The organism is Paenibacillus xylanexedens (assembly GCF_007676705.1).
GTDB lineage: Bacteria > Bacillota > Bacilli > Paenibacillales > Paenibacillaceae > Paenibacillus > Paenibacillus xylanexedens_C.
This window is the reverse complement of record NZ_VEBF01000001.1, coordinates 304,921-324,069: the sequence shown is the minus strand read 5'-3', so window position 1 is coordinate 324,069 and position 19,149 is coordinate 304,921. Positions and strand designations below refer to the sequence as shown.

Sequence of the window (19,149 nt, the reverse complement as noted above, 5' to 3'; positions counted from 1 at the left end):
CCCAACTTAGGACATCGTTCCTTTGTTGGGGTGCCTCCCTTTTTTGTGTGCCAAAAAGGAGAGCAGACGTTGAAGAAATCAGGAAAACGTGTGAAGAAACAAGCGGAACAGTTAACCAAAGTGGTACTGGCATTTGCGTTATTATCACCTCAAGCCCTGTTGCTTGAATGGGGTGCAACCACGGTAATGGCTGAAACGGTTGAAACAATCGGGATTGTATCCGATACGTCCAGCATGAAGGCTGTACAGTCCTCCAAGGTCAAAGTGGAGATGAACAGTGAGGGTAAATATAGAATTGTATTACTACCGAACACGAATGTATTTTACGGTGGTGACACAGGGAATGTATCTACCATTATCGACCACAACGGATCTCCGGTGAATTTCAAAACTTTGCCGCTTAATTATTACCGTATTAACAATAATGTGATTGAAATGTCCCGGCAAAAGGACAATGTCGAATATATTTTGCGTGTATCTATCGTCAATGCTACCTCACAGGGTGGGTACATGAAGGTTGAGCTGGAAGCCATCAACCGCAGCGGATCGGCAATGAATTTGGGTGGAACATTTTATTGGGACACGATGGTGAATGGCAATGATGCTTCTCCGTTTGAAGTCATTGAGAATGGATGGCGCAATTATAGTGGCGGTGTTCAGGTCACGGCTTTTTATGCGAACACGTACAATGTTATTAATGCAGATCGCATATACATGGGACAGTACAGCGGTCCGGATAATGCGCAGCTAACAGGGGGGTCTTCACCTTCGGCATTCACTCCAGGCCAGACCGTTACGGCGAGTGATACAGCTGCACAATTCTGGTGGAATGCCAAAGCAACAGCGAATCAGGCTTCACGCAAATTTTCAACGATCGTGGGAATCGGCCCTCAGAACGTTCCGCCTTCATTTACACTAACGGCTCCTTCTTCGGGGCAAACGTATTACAAAGGCGAGCAACTTCAGATCTCTGGTACCACGCGAGATACGGATGTAGGTGACCTGTTGACCGTCAAATGGTCAATCGATGGAGGGTCTGAGAACATTTTGACCCAGATGACTGCGACGGGTTCGAATCAGTCTTTTAACACCAATTACACCTTGCCTGATACCCTGCCAGATGGCACGCACACATTGCAAGTATGGGTCATGGATGATAAAGGTGGGGTGTCCTCAGCAGGAACCGTTAACTTTACGGTAAGAAGTTTTGTTGTGCCGGGAACGCCCACATATACACTGGTTAACCCTAATAACTTGACGGTGAACTGGGATAAGAAGGCGAATGATGCGTCCGTTACGTATGAACTCAAGAATATGACGACCAATCAGATCGTGGATACAGGTGCGTCAAACAGTCGGCAGGTGACAGGACTCACTCCGAATACGAGTTATTCTTTTGCTGTACGGGCCAAAAATTCAAGTGGTTCCTTCACGGGATACTCCAGTCCGTCCACCAAATATACCTTGGCCAATCCACCCGTTGCTGCGGCAGTGACACAATCAGGCAACTCTGTTACAGCGAGTTGGAATAACAATAGCAACCCTGCGGGTACCCGTTACAAAACAGAAATACGCAGTCCAGGCGGGCAAGTCCTTGCAACGGGAACAACAACTTCCACACGTACAGCGTTTGCCCTGACCGGACTCGCGGACGGAAAATATGAAGTATTCGTGGCGGCAGTGAATGGAGAAGGCATACAGACTTCGTTTATATCCGCTGGTGAAATGATTAAAGATACGACAGGACCAACTGCTCCTTCCGTGTCAGTCACTCCTTCCGCATGGACAAAGGAAGATGTTCTCGTCACGGTTGAAGAGGGAAAGGATACATTGAGTGGAACTCAGAAGACTGAGGTCAAAGTCGGGTCGACAGGAGAATGGCGTGAATACAGTGTTCCGTTTACCGTGAACAGTGAAGGCAGCACAACTGTTATGGCACGAAGTATTGATGCGATCGGTAATACAGGACAGGAAACGACTGTGACAGCCAGGGTAGATCGGACGGCACCCACGCCTCCCGTCATATCGCTGAATCCGCCCGAATGGACAAAAGCTGCGGTAATCGTCACATTAACGGAGGGTGCGGACGAAGCGAGCGGCGTTGGTCTAACGCAGTATAAGCTTGGAAGCGAGGGAGAATGGATCGATTACAAGAATCCATTTACACTGAGTGAAGAAGGGATAACCGAGATTTACGCTCGAAGTGTTGATCGGGCGGCGAATGTCAGTGCTTCCACTTCTGCAACTGCCAGGATCGACAAGACTGGACCCGAGCAACCCACTATTACGTTAAGTGAAGAGGATTGGACGAATCAGGATGTATCTTTTGCATTAATCAGCGGTGAAGATGTAGGCAGCGGGCTAGCCAAAAGCCAATATCGACTACATGAACATGGTCCTTGGATCGATTACACCGGGGAAGTGACGGTTACGGACGAGGGAGAAACGATCGTATATGCACGCTCTATTGATCATGTAGGAAATATAAGTAAGCCCGCTCAGGCAACGATTAGAATCGACAAGACCGCTCCAACCGAGCCGGTGATTAGTATAAATCCATCTGGATGGAGTAAAGAGCATGTACAATTCACCATCGCTGGAAGTGTGGATGAACGAGCGATATCCTATGAATATAGTATGAACGATGCCTCTTATATTACTGGAAATACCGGTACAGTGAGCGCGAACGGGGCTACCACCATTCGGGCCCGAGCGAGGGATACGGTTGGTAATGTGAGTAAGGAAGTCAGTCGAATCGCCTATGTGGATCAGCTTGCTCCAACGATTACATTCACAGCGAACGGACAAGGGTGGACGGATGCGGACATATCTACCACCATTCAGTATGCCGATGCTCATTCAGGTATCCAGGAACTGGAACGATTCTACCAGGTTACGAACAGTGCAGAATCACCGGATCATTGGCTTGAAGCTCGCTCTGATGAGCATAAAATATCCCTCGAATCGGAAGGCATCTGGTACATCCATGCCAAAACGATGGACAGAGCAGGTAATACATATGAGACGACATCTTTGCCTTATCAGATTCAACGCAAGCCTGAGCAACCAAGTCATGTGAAAATAACACAGATCGGTGAGACATCAGCTGAACTTACAGTGGACTTGCCGACGGGTGAAAGGTATACCGATGGATATCAGTATGAGATTACGAATAGAACGACAGGACAGTCGTGGACACTGGATTATCCGAACCACAATATAACGGATCATTCCCTAAGCGGGGGTCAGGTCTATGAATACGAAGTGAGAGTGAGAAACCATACCGGAGTAAGTGATGTAGCCACCGCTCATGTATTGACCACCCCGGCAGCTCCCGGAACGTTGCACGTTCGGAAAGTAGATTCCCAGCCAGATTTGGCCGAAATTCAATTCGATTCAATACGGGGAGCAGATGCTTACCGCATCATCGCGGCTACTTCGGACGGAACCGCCGTATTTGATCAGACGGTACCTGACTCTGCCAGCCTTCCCTATATCAGCAACCTCGTTCCAGGAACCATTCATAGCATCTCGGTAACGGCTATGAATGAAAGCGGAGCAGGTGGTAGTAGTAGAACTGGATTTCTCACACTGCCGGCAGTGCCAGGTGAGTTTATGGCCGTTCAGATTCGGGAGCATGATATTTCATTAACGTGGGAGACGGTGACTTCTGCAACGTATTATGGTCTTTCGCGCGATGGAACAGCCATATATGAAGGAGAGCAGCCGGAGTATCTGGATTCGGGTCTGGATAGTGGTACGGAGTATAGCTACGAATTAATTGCCGGAAACGAGACTGGACCAGGGCCGCTGGCAGGATTACCTTTGCTGAAGACATTACCTGGGCAGGTGTCCGGCTTAAATGTATCAGATGCTTCCACAACGAGTCTTCGTCTGGGTTGGGACGCAGTACGAGGAGCCGATCGCTACGAGTTATGGTTGAATGGAGAGAAGTCGGGAACCGTTTCTGCCGGAACCCTGGAATGGGTCTTTACTGGACTGGATTCGGGAACATCCTATCAACTGGATGTTCAAGCGGTGAATGGAAGTGGACAAGGCATTCGCAGTGCAGTATCAGGAACAACGCTACCGGAGAGCCCGTCCGGACTTCATGTTGTTCAAGTGACTGATCAGGGAGCGATCTTGAGCTGGGAGCCTGTCGTTGGTGCAACGAAATATCGTGTGATCATCGATGGACAGAGCCATGAGATATCAGATACAGAACTTACAGTCCACCAGCTGTCAAGCAGTCGTGAATACACCTATGAAGTACAGGCAGGCAATGTTGCCGGGTACGGTGCATCCACCAGGAGTAAAATTCTTACGCTACCTAGCAGACCAGAAGGACTGAATGTCACATGGACTGGTGAAACGAGTATGGAGCTAGCATGGCAAGCTGTAGAAACGGCGGATCTCTATATTGTGAACATCAATGGAACAGAAGTGGGCAGAACAATAGAACTTGCCTACACGGCTGAGGGGTTATTACCAGGAACAGAATACGTTTTGGAAGTACAGGCTGTGAATGTTTCCGGTTCTGGTGAGACTGCGCAGCTTATCCGATTGTCTAAACCTGTGTCTCCTGCCGACGTACTCGTTGATCCAGGTGTACATCGTGCAAAAGTGTCCTGGTCTGTCGTAGAAGGTGCCGCTGAATACGTGATTGAGCAGAATGGCAAGGAAATCTACAGGGGAATGGAGAATGAAGCAACGTTTACGGGGCTCCCGGATGGAACATGGCATCATTATCAACTATGGGCGGTTAACCGACAGGGGACTCGTTCTGAAGCGAAGGATGTATCCTTACTGACTTTGCCTGAGAAACCCGTTGAGGTTGCGGTATATGATGTGGCAAAAAACAGCCTTGGTTTGGATTTCAGCAATACAGGTGTTCAAGGGGCAGATCACTATATCATTGAACGGGATGGAAGAGAAATCGCTCAGATGGATTCGGGTGAAACCCAATTTGTAGACAAGGATCTATCGCCAGGAACGAAATATACTTACGTGATTCGGGCAGTCAATGCCAGTGGAGCGAGTGCGCCGTTAACTTTCAATATCATGACTCAAACTTTACCTTTGGTTGCAGATAGTATCACGGTGAAAGCTGGAACGCATACGCTGGATCTGGCTTGGGATGTTGTAAAAGGAGCGGCTGCATATGAAATTCGCAATCAGGTAACCGGAGAAGTACGAAGTGTATCTGAGCCATCTGTACATTTCAACAGTATGCTGGATGGCACTGCGTATGAATTCGAACTCGTCGCCATCAATGAAGCTGGTCATCGGTCAGATCCCATTCAGATTCAGGTTCTGACAAAACCCATATCGCCTCAGACGGCAGGTATTGTGAATATCACAGATCAGACTACGGTACTGGACCTGACTGGAAGCTCCACACAGGGAGCAGAGCATTTCATCATTATGCGGGATGGTGTTGAAGTCGCAAGGGTGCCAGCAGATCATGCTGCGTTTGAGGATCATGGACTGACCCCAGGAGAGCATTACATATACACCATCAAAACTTCCAATGCAGCGGGTGAAAGTGATTCAGGTTTTGAAATTCACTTGCGAACGTTGCCTGAGAACATTACGGAACCTTTACATGCAAGCATGATTGGGGAAAAGGAGGGATTGATCTCTTGGCCGAATGTACAGGGTGCTGAGGGATATGTCATACATATCGGAGATCAGATGTTCACCACGATTGAAGAAGGGGATATCACAGAGGTGAGATTAACGCATCTGGCAAGTGCAACCCGATATGATCAGGTACAGGTTATTCCTTATAATACGGCTGGCACAGGAAGCCCGATGACCGTAGATCCTTTTTACACCTTGCCTCATGTTGATTCTTTGGAAATGAAGTTATATCCAGAAACCGATCACGCCAAACTGGAATGGGACTTCCCTTATGTGAACGAAATATTCGTTGTATTACTGGACGGTACTGAAGTATACCGGGGCCAAAAAAGAGAGTTTATCGTAGATCAACTGAATGCAGGCAAGCAGTACGAGATTGAGATCTATACGGAGAATGATCAGGGAGATGCATCAGAAAAGCTCGCGTATTCCGTTCTGACCAAGCCGGCGGCTCCTGTCAAAGTGGAGTATCAATCGGCGAAGGACCACATACGTCTTCAATTGGAACAGAGTCAGGTTCAAGGAGCAGAGCAATTCATCATTGAGCGGGACGGTGTGGAGATTGCCCGTGTTCCTGCAGACGAACGGTTTTACAATGATGAGGGACTTGAACCAGGTGTGAATTATATCTATACGGTCAGAACGATGAATGCCTCGGGCAGCAGTGATGGTGGTTATTATCTTCATGCGATGACACTGCCTGGTAGCGCTATTTCTCCTCCTATAGTAGAGGGACGTTCCACATATGGCGCCGACATCTTATGGGAACTGATTCCAGGTGCTGCGGGTTATCGAATCTATCGGAATGAAGAGCTTGTGGGAACAACAACGGAGACATCCTTTCATGTGTCTGAATTAAACAGTGCCGAGCGTTATCCTAACTATTCGATCATTGCATTCAATGAAGCAGGGGAGGGCGATGCGTTTCACGTACTGGAATTCGAGACGCTACCTTCCGAGAAACTGACAGTAGCAGCCATAGCGCAAGGTACCCATACGATTAAGCTAACTTGGGAACTGGAATCAATGAATGAAGTGGTTGTGATCACCCATAAAGATCGTGAGATTTACCGTGGCTCGGAACGAAATTATACATGGACAGGACTGAATGCCGAGCAGCATTATGAGGTGGAAGTATGGACGGAGAATTCAGCAGGTGAAAAAAGTGAAAGCAAACGGGCAGCAGCTACGACTCTCCCGTATCCACCATCTACCTGGGACGGTGCCAGTATAGCCCCAAATTCAACAGGTACTTCGGTCAAAGCCGATGAAGTGAGTTCACAACCTGAACCCCTTGAGCAACCGGAGTTACCTACGAAAAAAAGTATCAAGTTTATCGATATCGGCCAAACGTTCAATAAAGACCAGATCACCTGGCTGGCAGAACAGAATATCATTCAAGGTGTAAGTGAAACTCGCTTCGAACCGCGACGTCCCATTACACGTGCGGAGTTCACCGCACTGATCGTACGATTGATGGGTGTAGACATCTCGGCCAACGATCAGCATGGTTTTCAGGATGTAACGGATGAGGATTGGTTTGCTCCTGAGATCAAGGCGGCCGTTCATCATGAGATGGTTCAAGGTATGGGGAATGGGAAATTTGCTCCGCATGCACTGGTGACACGTGAACAGGCATCCAAGATTATAGCGAATGTCGTCCGTAAAATCAGACCGGAACCGTTGAATTCCAGAAGATCGTTTACCGACCAGACTGATGTATCTGATTGGGCCAAAGAAGAAGTAGAGGAGCTTGCAGGCTTGTACATGATTACGGGGTACGAGGACGGCAGCTTCCGCCCCATGCAGCATTTAAGCAGATCCGAAGCGGCAGCGCTAATCTTCCGTTTGAATAAGTTGATGCAAGTCATTACCGCTTGATTGGTTTTTAATGCTATAATAGGTTGCCAATATGATAAAAAAGGGTAATGAACAATGGTGATGAATAATGAATAATAAATTTATCCGGATATATGAAGACATTGCAGATCGTATTCGGACTGGAGAGATTGAGGCAGGTACGCTGCTTCAATCGGAACTGGATCTATCGGAAAGTTATCAAACATCCCGAGAGACCATTCGCAAAGCGCTGAAAATGTTGTACGAAGAAGGTTATATTCAGAAGATTCAAGGCAAGGGCTCGATTGTACTCGACATTCGCAAGATCGATTTTCCCATCTCAGGTCTGGTTAGCTTCAAGGAATTAGCCAAAAAAATGGGACATCGGGCTCAAACGTATGTGAAGGTTTTCGAGGAGCAACAAGTGGAACAGGCATTGTACAAGAAGATCAACTTTGGTCTGAATGAACACGTCTGGGAGATCAGACGTGTGCGCAAAGTGGATGGAGAACACGTCATTCTGGACAAAGATTACATCAGCCAGCGACTTGTTCCGGGTCTCAGCAAAGAGATCTGTAATGATTCCATCTATGAGTACATTGAACAGGAGTTGGGTCTATCCATTTCATTTGCCAAGAAGGAAATTTTGGTGGAAGAACCCACTGCGGAGGACAGGGAATTACTTGATCTCGAAGGGTTCCACAATGTGGTTGTGGTGAGGAGCCAGGTGTACTTGGAGGATGCCAGTCAATTTCAGTATACGGAGTCGAGGCATCGACCGGACAAGTTCAGATTTGTGGATTTTGCAAGGCGCAGATGAGTTAAACAGAATCGATCAGAGAGTACCTTTCACTGCTTTATTGGGTGGATAGGTACTCTCTTTGGTTGTAGGGAAATCCGAAGATCGTCCATCAAGAACCGCTTAATGTCAATGTTCTTCCTTCATGCTGGAGCGTATGATCATAATATACACGAGGCCAAGGAGTGAGGGAATTGAATCACGTGACTGCGAAATCGAACGTTCGCATATGGGAAGAAAGCAGAGATATTCCAACCTATGGTACAGGTAAACCGGACAAAAATCCGATGTTTCTTGAAAAGCGAATCTATCAGGGGAGTTCGGGTAAGGTGTATCCGCATCCCGTGATCGACAGCATTGAAGATGAAGCAAAAATGCAATCTTATCGATTAGTTATTCTGGAAAATGAATATGTACGTATTGAGATGATGCCAGAACTGGGTGGTCGAATCTACCGTGCGCTGGACCGAACTAACGATTACGATTTTGTATACTATAACCGGGTGATTAAACCTGCACTTGTGGGTCTCGCAGGGCCATGGATCTCAGGGGGAATTGAATTCAACTGGCCACAGCATCATCGGCCGAATACGTTTGGTCCGGTAGACTATACATTTGCCAGTAATGAAGATGGAAGCGCTACCGTATGGGTAGGTGAGATTGATCGCATGTATGGTACCAAAATGACTGCGGGCTTCACATTGCATCCGGGCAAAGCCTATCTTGAAATTCATGCCGAGGTATATAATCGGACCACCGCACCTCAAACTTTTCTCTGGTGGGCCAATCCGGCTGTGGCCGTCAATGATCATACCCAATCTGTATTTCCACCAGATGTAACGGCTGTGCTGGATCATGGCAAACGGGATGTATCCCGGTTTCCCATTGCAACAGGCACGTACTATAAGATGGATTATTCCGAAGGCGTGGATATTTCACGTTACAAAAATATACCGGTTCCTACATCTTACATGGCGTATAAGTCAAATTATAATTTCGTAGGCGGCTATGACCATGGAGTTCAGGCTGGTTTGTTGCATGTAGCTAATCACCATATCTCACCGGGCAAGAAACAATGGACCTGGGGTAACGGTGCATTTGGGCAAGCCTGGGATCGACAGTTAACGGACGAGGATGGACCATATATTGAACTAATGACAGGTATCTATACCGATAATCAGCCGGATTTTACATGGTTACAGGCCTATGAAGCCAAGTCATTTTCGCAATATTTTATGCCGTATAAAGGAATTGGCATGGTCAAAAATGCAACGATCGATGCAGCGGTTAACCTGGAAATGGACGAAACGACAGGAACAGTAACCGTGATGGTGTACGCTACATCGGTTTATAATCAAGTGACCATTGAAGTAAAAGGCTCGACCGCGGTGTATCTCCAGGACAGATGTAACATCTCACCCACGCAAGTATATCAAACTTCATTTCTGTGGAGTGGGCACGATGAATGGCATCAGGTGAAGTTAACTGTTCGAACTGCGGAAGGAAGACTGCTTGTGGCCTATCAGCCTGAACGGTCTGAGATTCAGGAAGTACCTGATCCGGCCAAACCACTCCCGCTCCCGTCCGAGATTCGGACTAATGAACAACTATATCTGGCGGGTCTGCATCTGGAGCAATATCGGCATGCCACGTATGAACCGGAATCTTATTATCTGGAAGGGTTGAAGCGTGATGCAACGGATATTCGTCTGAACATTGCGTATGGTACATTGCTGCTGCGGAGAGGGTTGTTTCAAGCTGCAGAGAGACATTTCACACAGGCGGTAAAATCACTTACGTGGAAAAATACGAATCCATATGATAGTGAAGCTTATTATCAGCTCGGTCAGTGTTTGAAACTACAGGGGAAACAGGAAGAATCCTATGCAGCTCTCTATAAAGCCGTATGGTCTGCCCAGTATCAAGATACCGGCTATTATATGCTCGCTCAGATAGATACGGTGCAACATAGAGACAAGGAAGCGCTGGATCACATTGAACGTTCGCTGATCCGTAACGCCAGGAATTATAAGGCACGTCATCTGAAGGTGACTCTTCTACGCCGAATGGGCCAGGACTTAACTGCCATCAAATATGCACGTGAGACACTGGAACTGGACCCGGTTGAGTTTGGAGCTGCACATGAATTAGTTCTAATCTACAGCGGAGCAACTACACCTTTAGAGAGAGAACAAGCCGAGCAAGCACGTGATCATTTCCATCGTCTGATGCGAGGAAACGTTCATAATTATCTGAATCTAGCCGCGGATTACGCGGAGAGTGGGTTGTGGGAAGAAGCTCTGAAGGTACTCTCTTATGTTGAATCCGAAAATTCACAGCCGTATCCTATGGTTGGTTATGCTCAGGCCTACTTGTATCGTCAGCTGGGGGATGTGGAGCAGGCCCGGGAATGTCAAAAGCAGGGGAAAGCTGCTCCAACGGATTATTGTTTTCCTAATACGCTATTTGAATTCATGGTGCTTCAGGATGCATTGGCAGTTGATTCGAATGATGCGCGTGCTCACTATTACCTGGGAAATTGGTTATATGATCATAAACGTTACGAAGAAGCAATCTCCCATTGGGAAACTTCGCGTGAGGAAGATGCTACATTTTCAACGGTACATCGGAATCTGGGGTTGGCTTATTACAACAAGTTGAATCGGCCCGATCTTGCACTGGCATCATTGGAGGAAGCTTTCCGGTTGGATTCGCAGGATGCACGGATCTTCTACGAGTTGGATCAGCTGCGCAAGAAGATGGGCTATTCCTGCGAGCATCGAATCAAACAGCTGGAAGATCACATGGAGCTGGTTCATCACCGTGACGATCTGTACATTGAGTGGGTAACTTTATTGAATATGCAGGGTAGCCATCAGGAAGCATGGAATGCCCTTCAGACCAGGAGGTTTCATCCTTGGGAAGGTGGAGAAGGCAAGGTCACAGGACAATACGTTACGGCGTTGACGGAGCTGGCGAAGCAGAATTTGAAGAAACAACAACCTGAACAAGCGTTCGAACTGTTACAGAAAGCTTTGGAATATCCGGAGAATCTGGGTGAGGGCAAGCTGGAGGGAGCCGGTGACAATCCGTTGTACTATTACCTTGGCTGTGCATATCATCAGATGAACAATATACAGGACGCCGAGGAAAGTTTCCAGAGAGCTTCGATCGGCCTGAACGAACCTGCAAGCGCGATGTTCTACAATGATCAGCCGCCGGAATGGATCTATTATCAGGGTCTCGCTTGGCAGAAGCTTGGCAATACGAAGGAAGCAAACCGACGTTTTAACAAACTCATAGATTATGCGGAAAGACATATGCAAGATCACATCCGAATGGATTACTTTGCGGTATCTCTGCCCGATTTTCTAGTATTCGACGACGATCTAGATCAGCGAAATGAAGAACATTGCCGGTATATGCGGGCATTGGGTCTTCTGGGACTGGGTCGGACGAGTGAAGCCAAACTTGAGTTGGAGCGGGTACTGGAGAAGAACCCGAATCATCAAGGAGCAATCATCCATAAATAATCGATCCACCCATATTCTCATATAACGAAGGAGTTATATTTCATGAATGATAATATAGCAGGTAGCCAGATTCGTTTCATATTGGATGCGGAAGATAAAGAGATTCGTGCGGGTCGCATGACTGACAGTGGCGGTAAAAGTCCACGAGGGGAATCGTATGATTTTACCAACTATTATATGACCCGTAATGCTAAACCTTATATTCCCGTGGTTGGTGAATTTCATTTCTCCAGATTCGCTTACTTGCAGTGGGAGGAAGAATTGCTGAAGATGAAGGCAGGCGGGGTGAACATCGTCGCTTCGTATGTCTTCTGGAATTTTCACGAGGAGCAGGAAGGCGAATTTAATTGGTCAGGAAATCTGAATTTGCGGCACTTTGTGGATCTGTGTGGCAAACATGAGCTACCGCTGATCGTGCGAATTGGTCCATTCTGTCATGGGGAAGTGCGTAATGGCGGGATGCCAGATTGGCTATTCAGCTATCCATTCGAAGTCAGGTCGAACGATGAAGGGTATCTGTATTACGCCAAGCGATTATATCGGGAGATTGCCCGTCAGCTCAACGTCAGTTTTCACCAGGAGGGTGGACCTGTGATTGGGGTACAGTTGGAAAATGAGTACATGCACGCTGGCGCACCCATGGATGCCTGGGGTTATACACGCGAAAAATACATTTCCTCCGGCCGGGATGGACGAGAACATCTGAAGGTGCTTCGCCATATTGCCGAAGAAGTCGGTATGAAGCCGATGTTCTATACTGCCACGGCCTGGGGCAATGCTGCGGTGCCTGAAGAAGGAACGTTACCGATGCTAGCGGGGTATGCTTACACACCATGGATCCCCAATCAGCCTCCAAGCAGGGAGTATTTGTTCCGGGATCTGCATATGAATCCTGTGGAAGAAGTGGACTATGATAGTCTGGAGTACCCTGCTGCGTATTGCGAGCTTGCTGGTGGCATGCAGGTCAGTTATCACGCTCGTCCGGTTGTCGATGCGGACAGTGTCGAGGCGATGACCATTGTGAAGCTCGCGAACGGCAGCAATCTGGTTGGGTATTATATGTATCACGGGGGGACCAATCCGATAGGCAAAAATTCATATATGAATGAGCAGGCATTGCCGAAAATGACGTATGATTACCAATCGCCACTCGGGGAGTTTGGACGTATTGGTGAATCGTATGACCGCATTCGTACCTTGTCCATGTTCCTGGAAGCATACGGTGAGTTGCTTGCGCCAATGGGCTGTGTTATACCGGATGGTCAACAATCGATAACCCCGGAGAACACGTTGGATCTGCGCTGGTCTGTTCGGCAACAAGCAGGCTCTGGATTTCTGTTCATGAATAATTATCAGGATCATGTGGCGTTGCCTGATCGTGATATTCAGTTGGAACTGCATTCAAGTAAAGGGGTTGCTTCATATCCAAGAGAAGGAACGATGCAGCTGAAATCCGGATCGGCGGCTATTTTTCCTTTCCATATGAATCTGGATGGCCTAAAGATCATTAGTGCTACCGTTCAACCACTGACCCGATTTATGGTGAATCAAGAGCTCACGGCTGTGTTTTATGCCCATGAAGGCATGACGCCTGAGTATGTTATTGATACAGCATCTGTTACGAATGTGGAAATGCACGAAGGCACAGTATCGGAGCAGGGAAATGAAATTGTGATACACCCGATTGCCGGCATGGACCATCATCTGCGAATCACAACATCGGATGGGGTGGGAATACGAATCATTACGTTGACCCGTGAAGAGGCCTTGCATGCCTACCGTTTCCGTGTGGGTGGACAAGAGAGACTTATAATCAGCAACAGTCATCTGTATCTACAGAATGAGATGCTCATATGCACATCTGTGGAGCAACCGGAGATGGAGGTATCCTTTTATCCGGCACCAGAACAGATTACCGCTTCTGAATATGCCGTCTCATCTCAATCTAAGCAAGGAGTATTCGATACGTACACATTCCAAGTTGCGCCCTACAAGCCTACTGTAGAGGTTGATTATCCGAAAGAGTATGCAGCAACACTGAGATTGGACACAGAATGGCCGGAACAGGTAGACGATGTATGGATTGAGATTGATTATGAAGGAGACGTTGCGGCAGCTCACATCCATCATCAGATGTTAACGGATCATATTCAATATGGTCATAGCTGGAAGATTGGTCTGAAGCAATCCTGTCATTTACTGGCCGATCACGCTTTACGGCTGTCCATAACACCAATCCGGAGAGGAACGACAGAGAGTTATGTGAATCAGGCTTATGTTGAACGATTTAATGGTGTGGAGATTGGAACGTTTAACGAGATTCGGGTAGTACCACATTACCGGGTCAGGTTGGTGTTGGCGTGAACAAGAAGACCAAGTTTAGCATAAGAGTTAACTAAGGTTTTATTATTATTAAACAGAGGGTTCTTTCTCCGAACGGCAATGAGGAGAGAGAGCCTTCTTTTTTTGTGAGGAAAAATTACTTCCTAATCATGGTAAAAACAACTTGACTAGTAAGCGTTTTCATTTTAATATAATTTCATAACCTTATCGATAAGGTTTATTAACCAGAAACAAATAGATTAATTAAGTTTTTTATTTTAGGTTTAATTAGGTTTTGTTTACTTCGATAACCAACGATTTTAGTTAACTTATTGCCTTGAGCAGGGTTAATTGAAATAATAAAAAAATACAGGAGGTTCCAAACGAATGGTCAATCTGAAAAAGTGTACAATCTTCACGGTTATTGCTGCTCTCATGTTCATGGTATTAGGGAGTGCAGCCCCCAAAGCGTCTGCTGCTACAGGTTTTTATGTAAGCGGTAACAAGTTGTACGATTCCACAGGCAAGGCTTTTGTCATGAGAGGTGTTAATCACGGACATTCCTGGTTCAAAAATGATCTGAATACCGCTATTCCTGCAATCGCCAAAACAGGTGCCAACACGGTACGTATTGTTCTTTCGAATGGTACCCAGTACACCAAAGATGATCTGAACTCTGTTAAAAATATGATTAACGTGGTCAACCAAAATAAAATGATAGCCGTACTCGAAGTACATGATGCCACAGGGAAAGATGATTATAATTCATTGGACGCGGCAGTGAACTACTGGATTAGTATTAAGGAAGCCTTGATTGGCAAAGAAGATCGGGTCATCGTCAACATTGCCAATGAATGGTATGGAACGTGGAACGGAAGTGCCTGGGCTGATGGATATAAGAAGGCCATTCCGAAACTTAGAAATGCAGGAATTAAAAATACGCTGATTGTGGATGCAGCAGGGTGGGGACAGTTCCCGCAATCCATCGTGGATTATGGACAAAGTGTATTTGCAGCCGACTCACAGAAAAATACCGTCTTCTCCATTCACATGTATGAGTATGCAGGTAAAGATGCAGCAACGGTCAAAGCCAACATGGAGAATGTGCTGAACAAAGGTTTGGCTCTGATCATTGGTGAATTCGGGGGATACCATACCAATGGTGACGTGGACGAATATGCCATTATGAGATATGGTCAGGAAAAAGGGGTAGGCTGGCTTGCCTGGTCGTGGTACGGAAACAGTTCCAATCTGAACTATCTGGACATGGCTACAGGTCCGAACGGAAGCTTGACCAGCTTTGGCAACACCGTCGTTAATGACACGTATGGTATCAAAAACACTTCTGTAAAAGCAGGGATTTTCTAATACGCCGATGAAACAGGAACACTCTGACGGTTACGTCAGGGTGTTTTTTTAATAAAAATGCTTAATCCATGGTTGCTTTTGAATTTTTCCGTTTATATTTAAAATCTTTTGTTTTCAAAACAAAACAAAGATGATAAACTCGGATTAGGAATAAAACAAACATTATCGGAGGGAAACGAATAATGGTACAGAGTTTATGGAATGCATCGCAGGCATCTGAGAAAACAACAGGACTTGAGCAATTGGTCTACCGATCCAATCTGATTGGATCTGATCGCAGTGTATGTAACATCTACGGTGGCAATACGTCTACCAAAACGACAGTAAAGGATTTTCGGGGTCGTGATGTAGAAGTAATGTATGTGAAGGGAAGCGGCTCTGACCTCGGTTCCATGGAAGCGAAGCATTTTACGGGACTTGGACTTGAAGACATTCGACCATTAATTGAACGTGAATCCATGTCGGATGAAGAGATGGTTGAATATTTGGGTCATTGCATGATTGATGCCAAGCACCCGCGCGCCTCCATCGAGACTCTGCTGCATGCGTTCCTTCCATATAAGCATGTGGATCATACTCATCCGGATGCCATTATCAGCTTGTGCTGTGCACATAACGGCAAGGAACTGGCGAGAGAGATCTACGGTGATCGTTTTGTATGGGTACCTTATGTACGTCCAGGATTCACGTTATCCAAAATGATTGCTGAAAGCGTATTCTCGAATCCAAATGCCGAACTCGTCTTGATGGAAAAACACGGACTTGTGACTTGGGGAGAAACATCCGAAGAATGTTACGCTCAGACAATCAAGATCATCAATGAAGCAGAAGCATTCATCGAAGCTCGGGTGAACGAAGGCAGCTTGTTCGGTGGTGTGAAACACCCGGCACTTGCCCCAGAGGTTCGTCGTCAGATCGTATCACGTGTAATGCCAACGATTCGTGGAGCGGTATCGGATAGTAAAAAAATGATTTTGTCCTTTGATGATCAGGAGGATGTGCTGGCTTTTGTGGGCGGAGCGGATTCTCCGCAATTGTCTCAGGTAGGTGCGGCTTGCCCGGATCATCTGGTACATACCAAAGTTGTACCTTTGTTCATTGACTGGACGCCGGATGCGGATGATATTGAAGGCTTGCAAGCCAAGCTGGTGGAAGGCGTTGCCGCCTACAAAGAGCAATATCAGCAGTATTTTGAGAGCAACAAAAACGAAGGTGATGTCATGTTCGAAGCGGCACCACGAGTGATCCTCATTCCAGGTGTGGGCATGATCAACACAGGCAAGAGCTGGGCGCTTTCTCAAGTGAGCGGTGCGTTGTACCACAGAGCCATTGCCGTTATGCGTGGGGCCACTAGCCTGGGTCAATTCGTATCGCTTAGTGCAAACGAGTCTTACAATGTGGAGTACTGGCCGCTGGAACTGTACAAATTGTCTCTCGCTCCAGCAGAAACGGAATTCTCCCGCAAAGTGGCGTTTATCACAGGTGGAGCAGGCGGGATCGGAAGTGAAACAGCACGTCGATTGGTATCTGAAGGCGCACATGTGGTGCTCGCTGATCTTAACCTGGAAGGCGCACAGAAGGTAGCACAGGAAATTAATGATCAGTACGGTGCGAATCGTGCTTATGCGCTGAAAATGGACGTGACCGATGAGGAAGCCGTTCAATCTGCGTATGCAGATGTTGCGGTGCAGTATGGCGGAGTGGACATCATCGTGAACAATGCCGGATTAGCCACATCCAGCCCATTTGACGAGACGTCCCTGAAAGAATGGAATCTGAACATGAATGTACTGGGCACAGGGTATTTCCTCGTCGCACGCGAAGCCTTCAAGCTGATGAAACAGCAGGGTATTGGTGGAAGCATGGTATTTATCGGGTCCAAGAACTCGGTGTATGCAGGTAAAAGTGCCTCGGCTTACAGCTCAGCGAAAGCGCTGGAAGCACATCTGGCACGTTGTATTGCAGCAGAAGGCGGAGAGTATGGCATTCGCGTCAACACGATTCTTCCAGATGCGATTCTACAGGGTTCAGCGATCTGGAACGGTTCCTGGAGAAATGAACGAGCAGCGGCATACGGTATCGAGCCCGATCAATTGGAAGAGTATTACCGCAAACGGACGACATTGCTCGTGAATATCTATCCAAGAGATATTGCGGAAGGAATCGCATTCTTTGCTTCTTCGAAATCCGAAAAAACAACCGGTTGCATGATGACCATTGATGGCGGTGTACCGGCAGCATTTACACGTTAAATAGGAGGGTTCTTGCGGATGGATAACCAAGTCAAGCAAGCTTATGAAGCAGCTAAGTCATTGTATGCGCAGCACGGAATCGATACGGACCAGGTACTGAACAAACTCGCGGAGATCAAAGTATCCGTGCATTGCTGGCAAGGCGATGATGTCAAAGGCTTTCTGAATAAGGATGGGGAGCTAACAGGCGGGATTTCCGTTACAGGTCAGTATCCGGGGGCTGCAACAACTCCTGCGGAGCTTCGTAACGATCTGGAGCAAGCTTTTGCTCTGATTCCTGGCAAACATAAGGTCAATCTGCACGCGATCTACACGGATACAGACGAGCAGGTTGAACTCGATCGGATTGAACCGAAGCATTATGAGAACTGGGTGAAGTGGGCCAAAGAACAAGGACTCGGTCTGGACTTCAACCCAACATGCTTTTCCCATGAAAAATCAAGTGACGGGTTCACGCTCAGTCATCCAGACCCTGAGATTCGCAAGTTCTGGATTGATCACTGCAAGGCGTCCCGCCGAATTGGTGCTTACTTCGGGGAACAGCTTGGTCAGACTTGTGTAACCAACGTATGGGTACCGGACGGATTCAAAGATAATCCGGTTGATCGCATGACTCCACGCAAACGTCTTAAGGAATCGCTGGATGAAGTATTCGGCGAACCGCTTAATCCAGAGCACAATTTGGATGCGGTAGAGAGCAAGCTGTTTGGTCTCGGTTCGGAAGCTTATGTGGTGGGTTCACATGAATTTTATATGGGGTATGGTTTGCAAAACGATACGTTAATCTGTCTTGATGCGGGCCATTTCCATCCAACAGAGGTCATTTCCAACAAACTGTCGTCCCTTGCTTTGTTTACCAGCGGCATCCTGCTTCACGTAAGCCGCCCGATGCGTTGGGACAGTGATCACGTTGTCATTATGGATGATGAGTTGCTCGAAATTGCACGTGAACTGGTTCGACATGATCTGCTGACGACAACTCATATTGGATTGGATTTCTTTGATGCAAGCATCAATCGTGTTGCTGCATGGGTTGTAGGGACACGTAATACGATCAAAGCTCTTCTGCGTGCAATGCTGGAACCGGTGGATGCCTTGAAACAAGCCGAACTGGAAGGGGATTACACGCTGCGCCTTGCCTTGACGGAAGAATTCAAATCCTATCCGTTTGGCGCAATCTGGGACTATTATTGTGCCCAGCAAGGTGTTCCGGTTCGCGAACAATGGATCACGGATATCAAAACCTATGAACAAGAGGTATTGCTACAACGTGATAAATCATTGGTGTAACGTTACACTTTCTAAACCACTACGGATGAATATTCCGTGGTGGTTTTTTTCGCATAATCACTTTGAAATGCATAAGTAAGGCGATAAACTCCATACTAGGAAT

Annotated in this window: 7 protein-coding genes; all 7 read left to right on the top strand. The window is 47.1% G+C overall.

The genetic code is table 11. From position 1 onward, the window contains the following. Positions 1 to 69: 69 nt before the first annotated feature. Positions 70 to 7,524, top strand: coding sequence for a fibronectin type III domain-containing protein (locus FS628_RS01305; RefSeq protein ID WP_145317904.1), 7,455 nt, complete (start codon positions 70 to 72; stop codon positions 7,522 to 7,524). Positions 7,525 to 7,591: 67 nt separating this feature from the next. Beyond that, positions 7,592 to 8,302 carry a trehalose operon repressor gene (gene treR, locus FS628_RS01300; RefSeq protein ID WP_145317901.1) on the top strand — a complete coding sequence of 237 codons (711 nt, stop codon included), beginning with the start codon at positions 7,592 to 7,594 and terminating at the stop codon, positions 8,300 to 8,302. 173 nt (positions 8,303 to 8,475) lie between these two features. Continuing rightward, the gene (locus FS628_RS01295) at positions 8,476 to 11,814 is read left to right on the top strand and encodes a DUF5107 domain-containing protein (protein ID WP_145317898.1); all 3,339 of its coding nucleotides are present in this window, start codon (positions 8,476 to 8,478) and stop codon (positions 11,812 to 11,814) included. Between the two features lie 42 nt (positions 11,815 to 11,856). After that, positions 11,857 to 14,178, top strand: coding sequence for a beta-galactosidase (locus tag FS628_RS01290; RefSeq protein ID WP_145317896.1), 2,322 nt, complete (start codon positions 11,857 to 11,859; stop codon positions 14,176 to 14,178). 393 nt (positions 14,179 to 14,571) lie between these two features. Continuing rightward, positions 14,572 to 15,504: a glycoside hydrolase family 5 protein gene (locus FS628_RS01285; protein WP_440131258.1), complete on the top strand. Its 933-nt coding sequence runs from the start codon at positions 14,572 to 14,574 to the stop codon at positions 15,502 to 15,504. 182 nt (positions 15,505 to 15,686) lie between these two features. Next, positions 15,687 to 17,756 (top strand): bifunctional aldolase/short-chain dehydrogenase, encoded by a 2,070-nt coding sequence (locus tag FS628_RS01280; RefSeq protein ID WP_145317890.1) that lies wholly within the window; start codon positions 15,687 to 15,689, stop codon positions 17,754 to 17,756. An 18-nt stretch (positions 17,757 to 17,774) separates the two neighbouring features. Then, positions 17,775 to 19,046: an L-rhamnose isomerase gene (gene rhaA / locus FS628_RS01275; RefSeq protein WP_145317887.1), complete on the top strand. Its 1,272-nt coding sequence runs from the start codon at positions 17,775 to 17,777 to the stop codon at positions 19,044 to 19,046. Positions 19,047 to 19,149 lie beyond the last annotated feature (103 nt).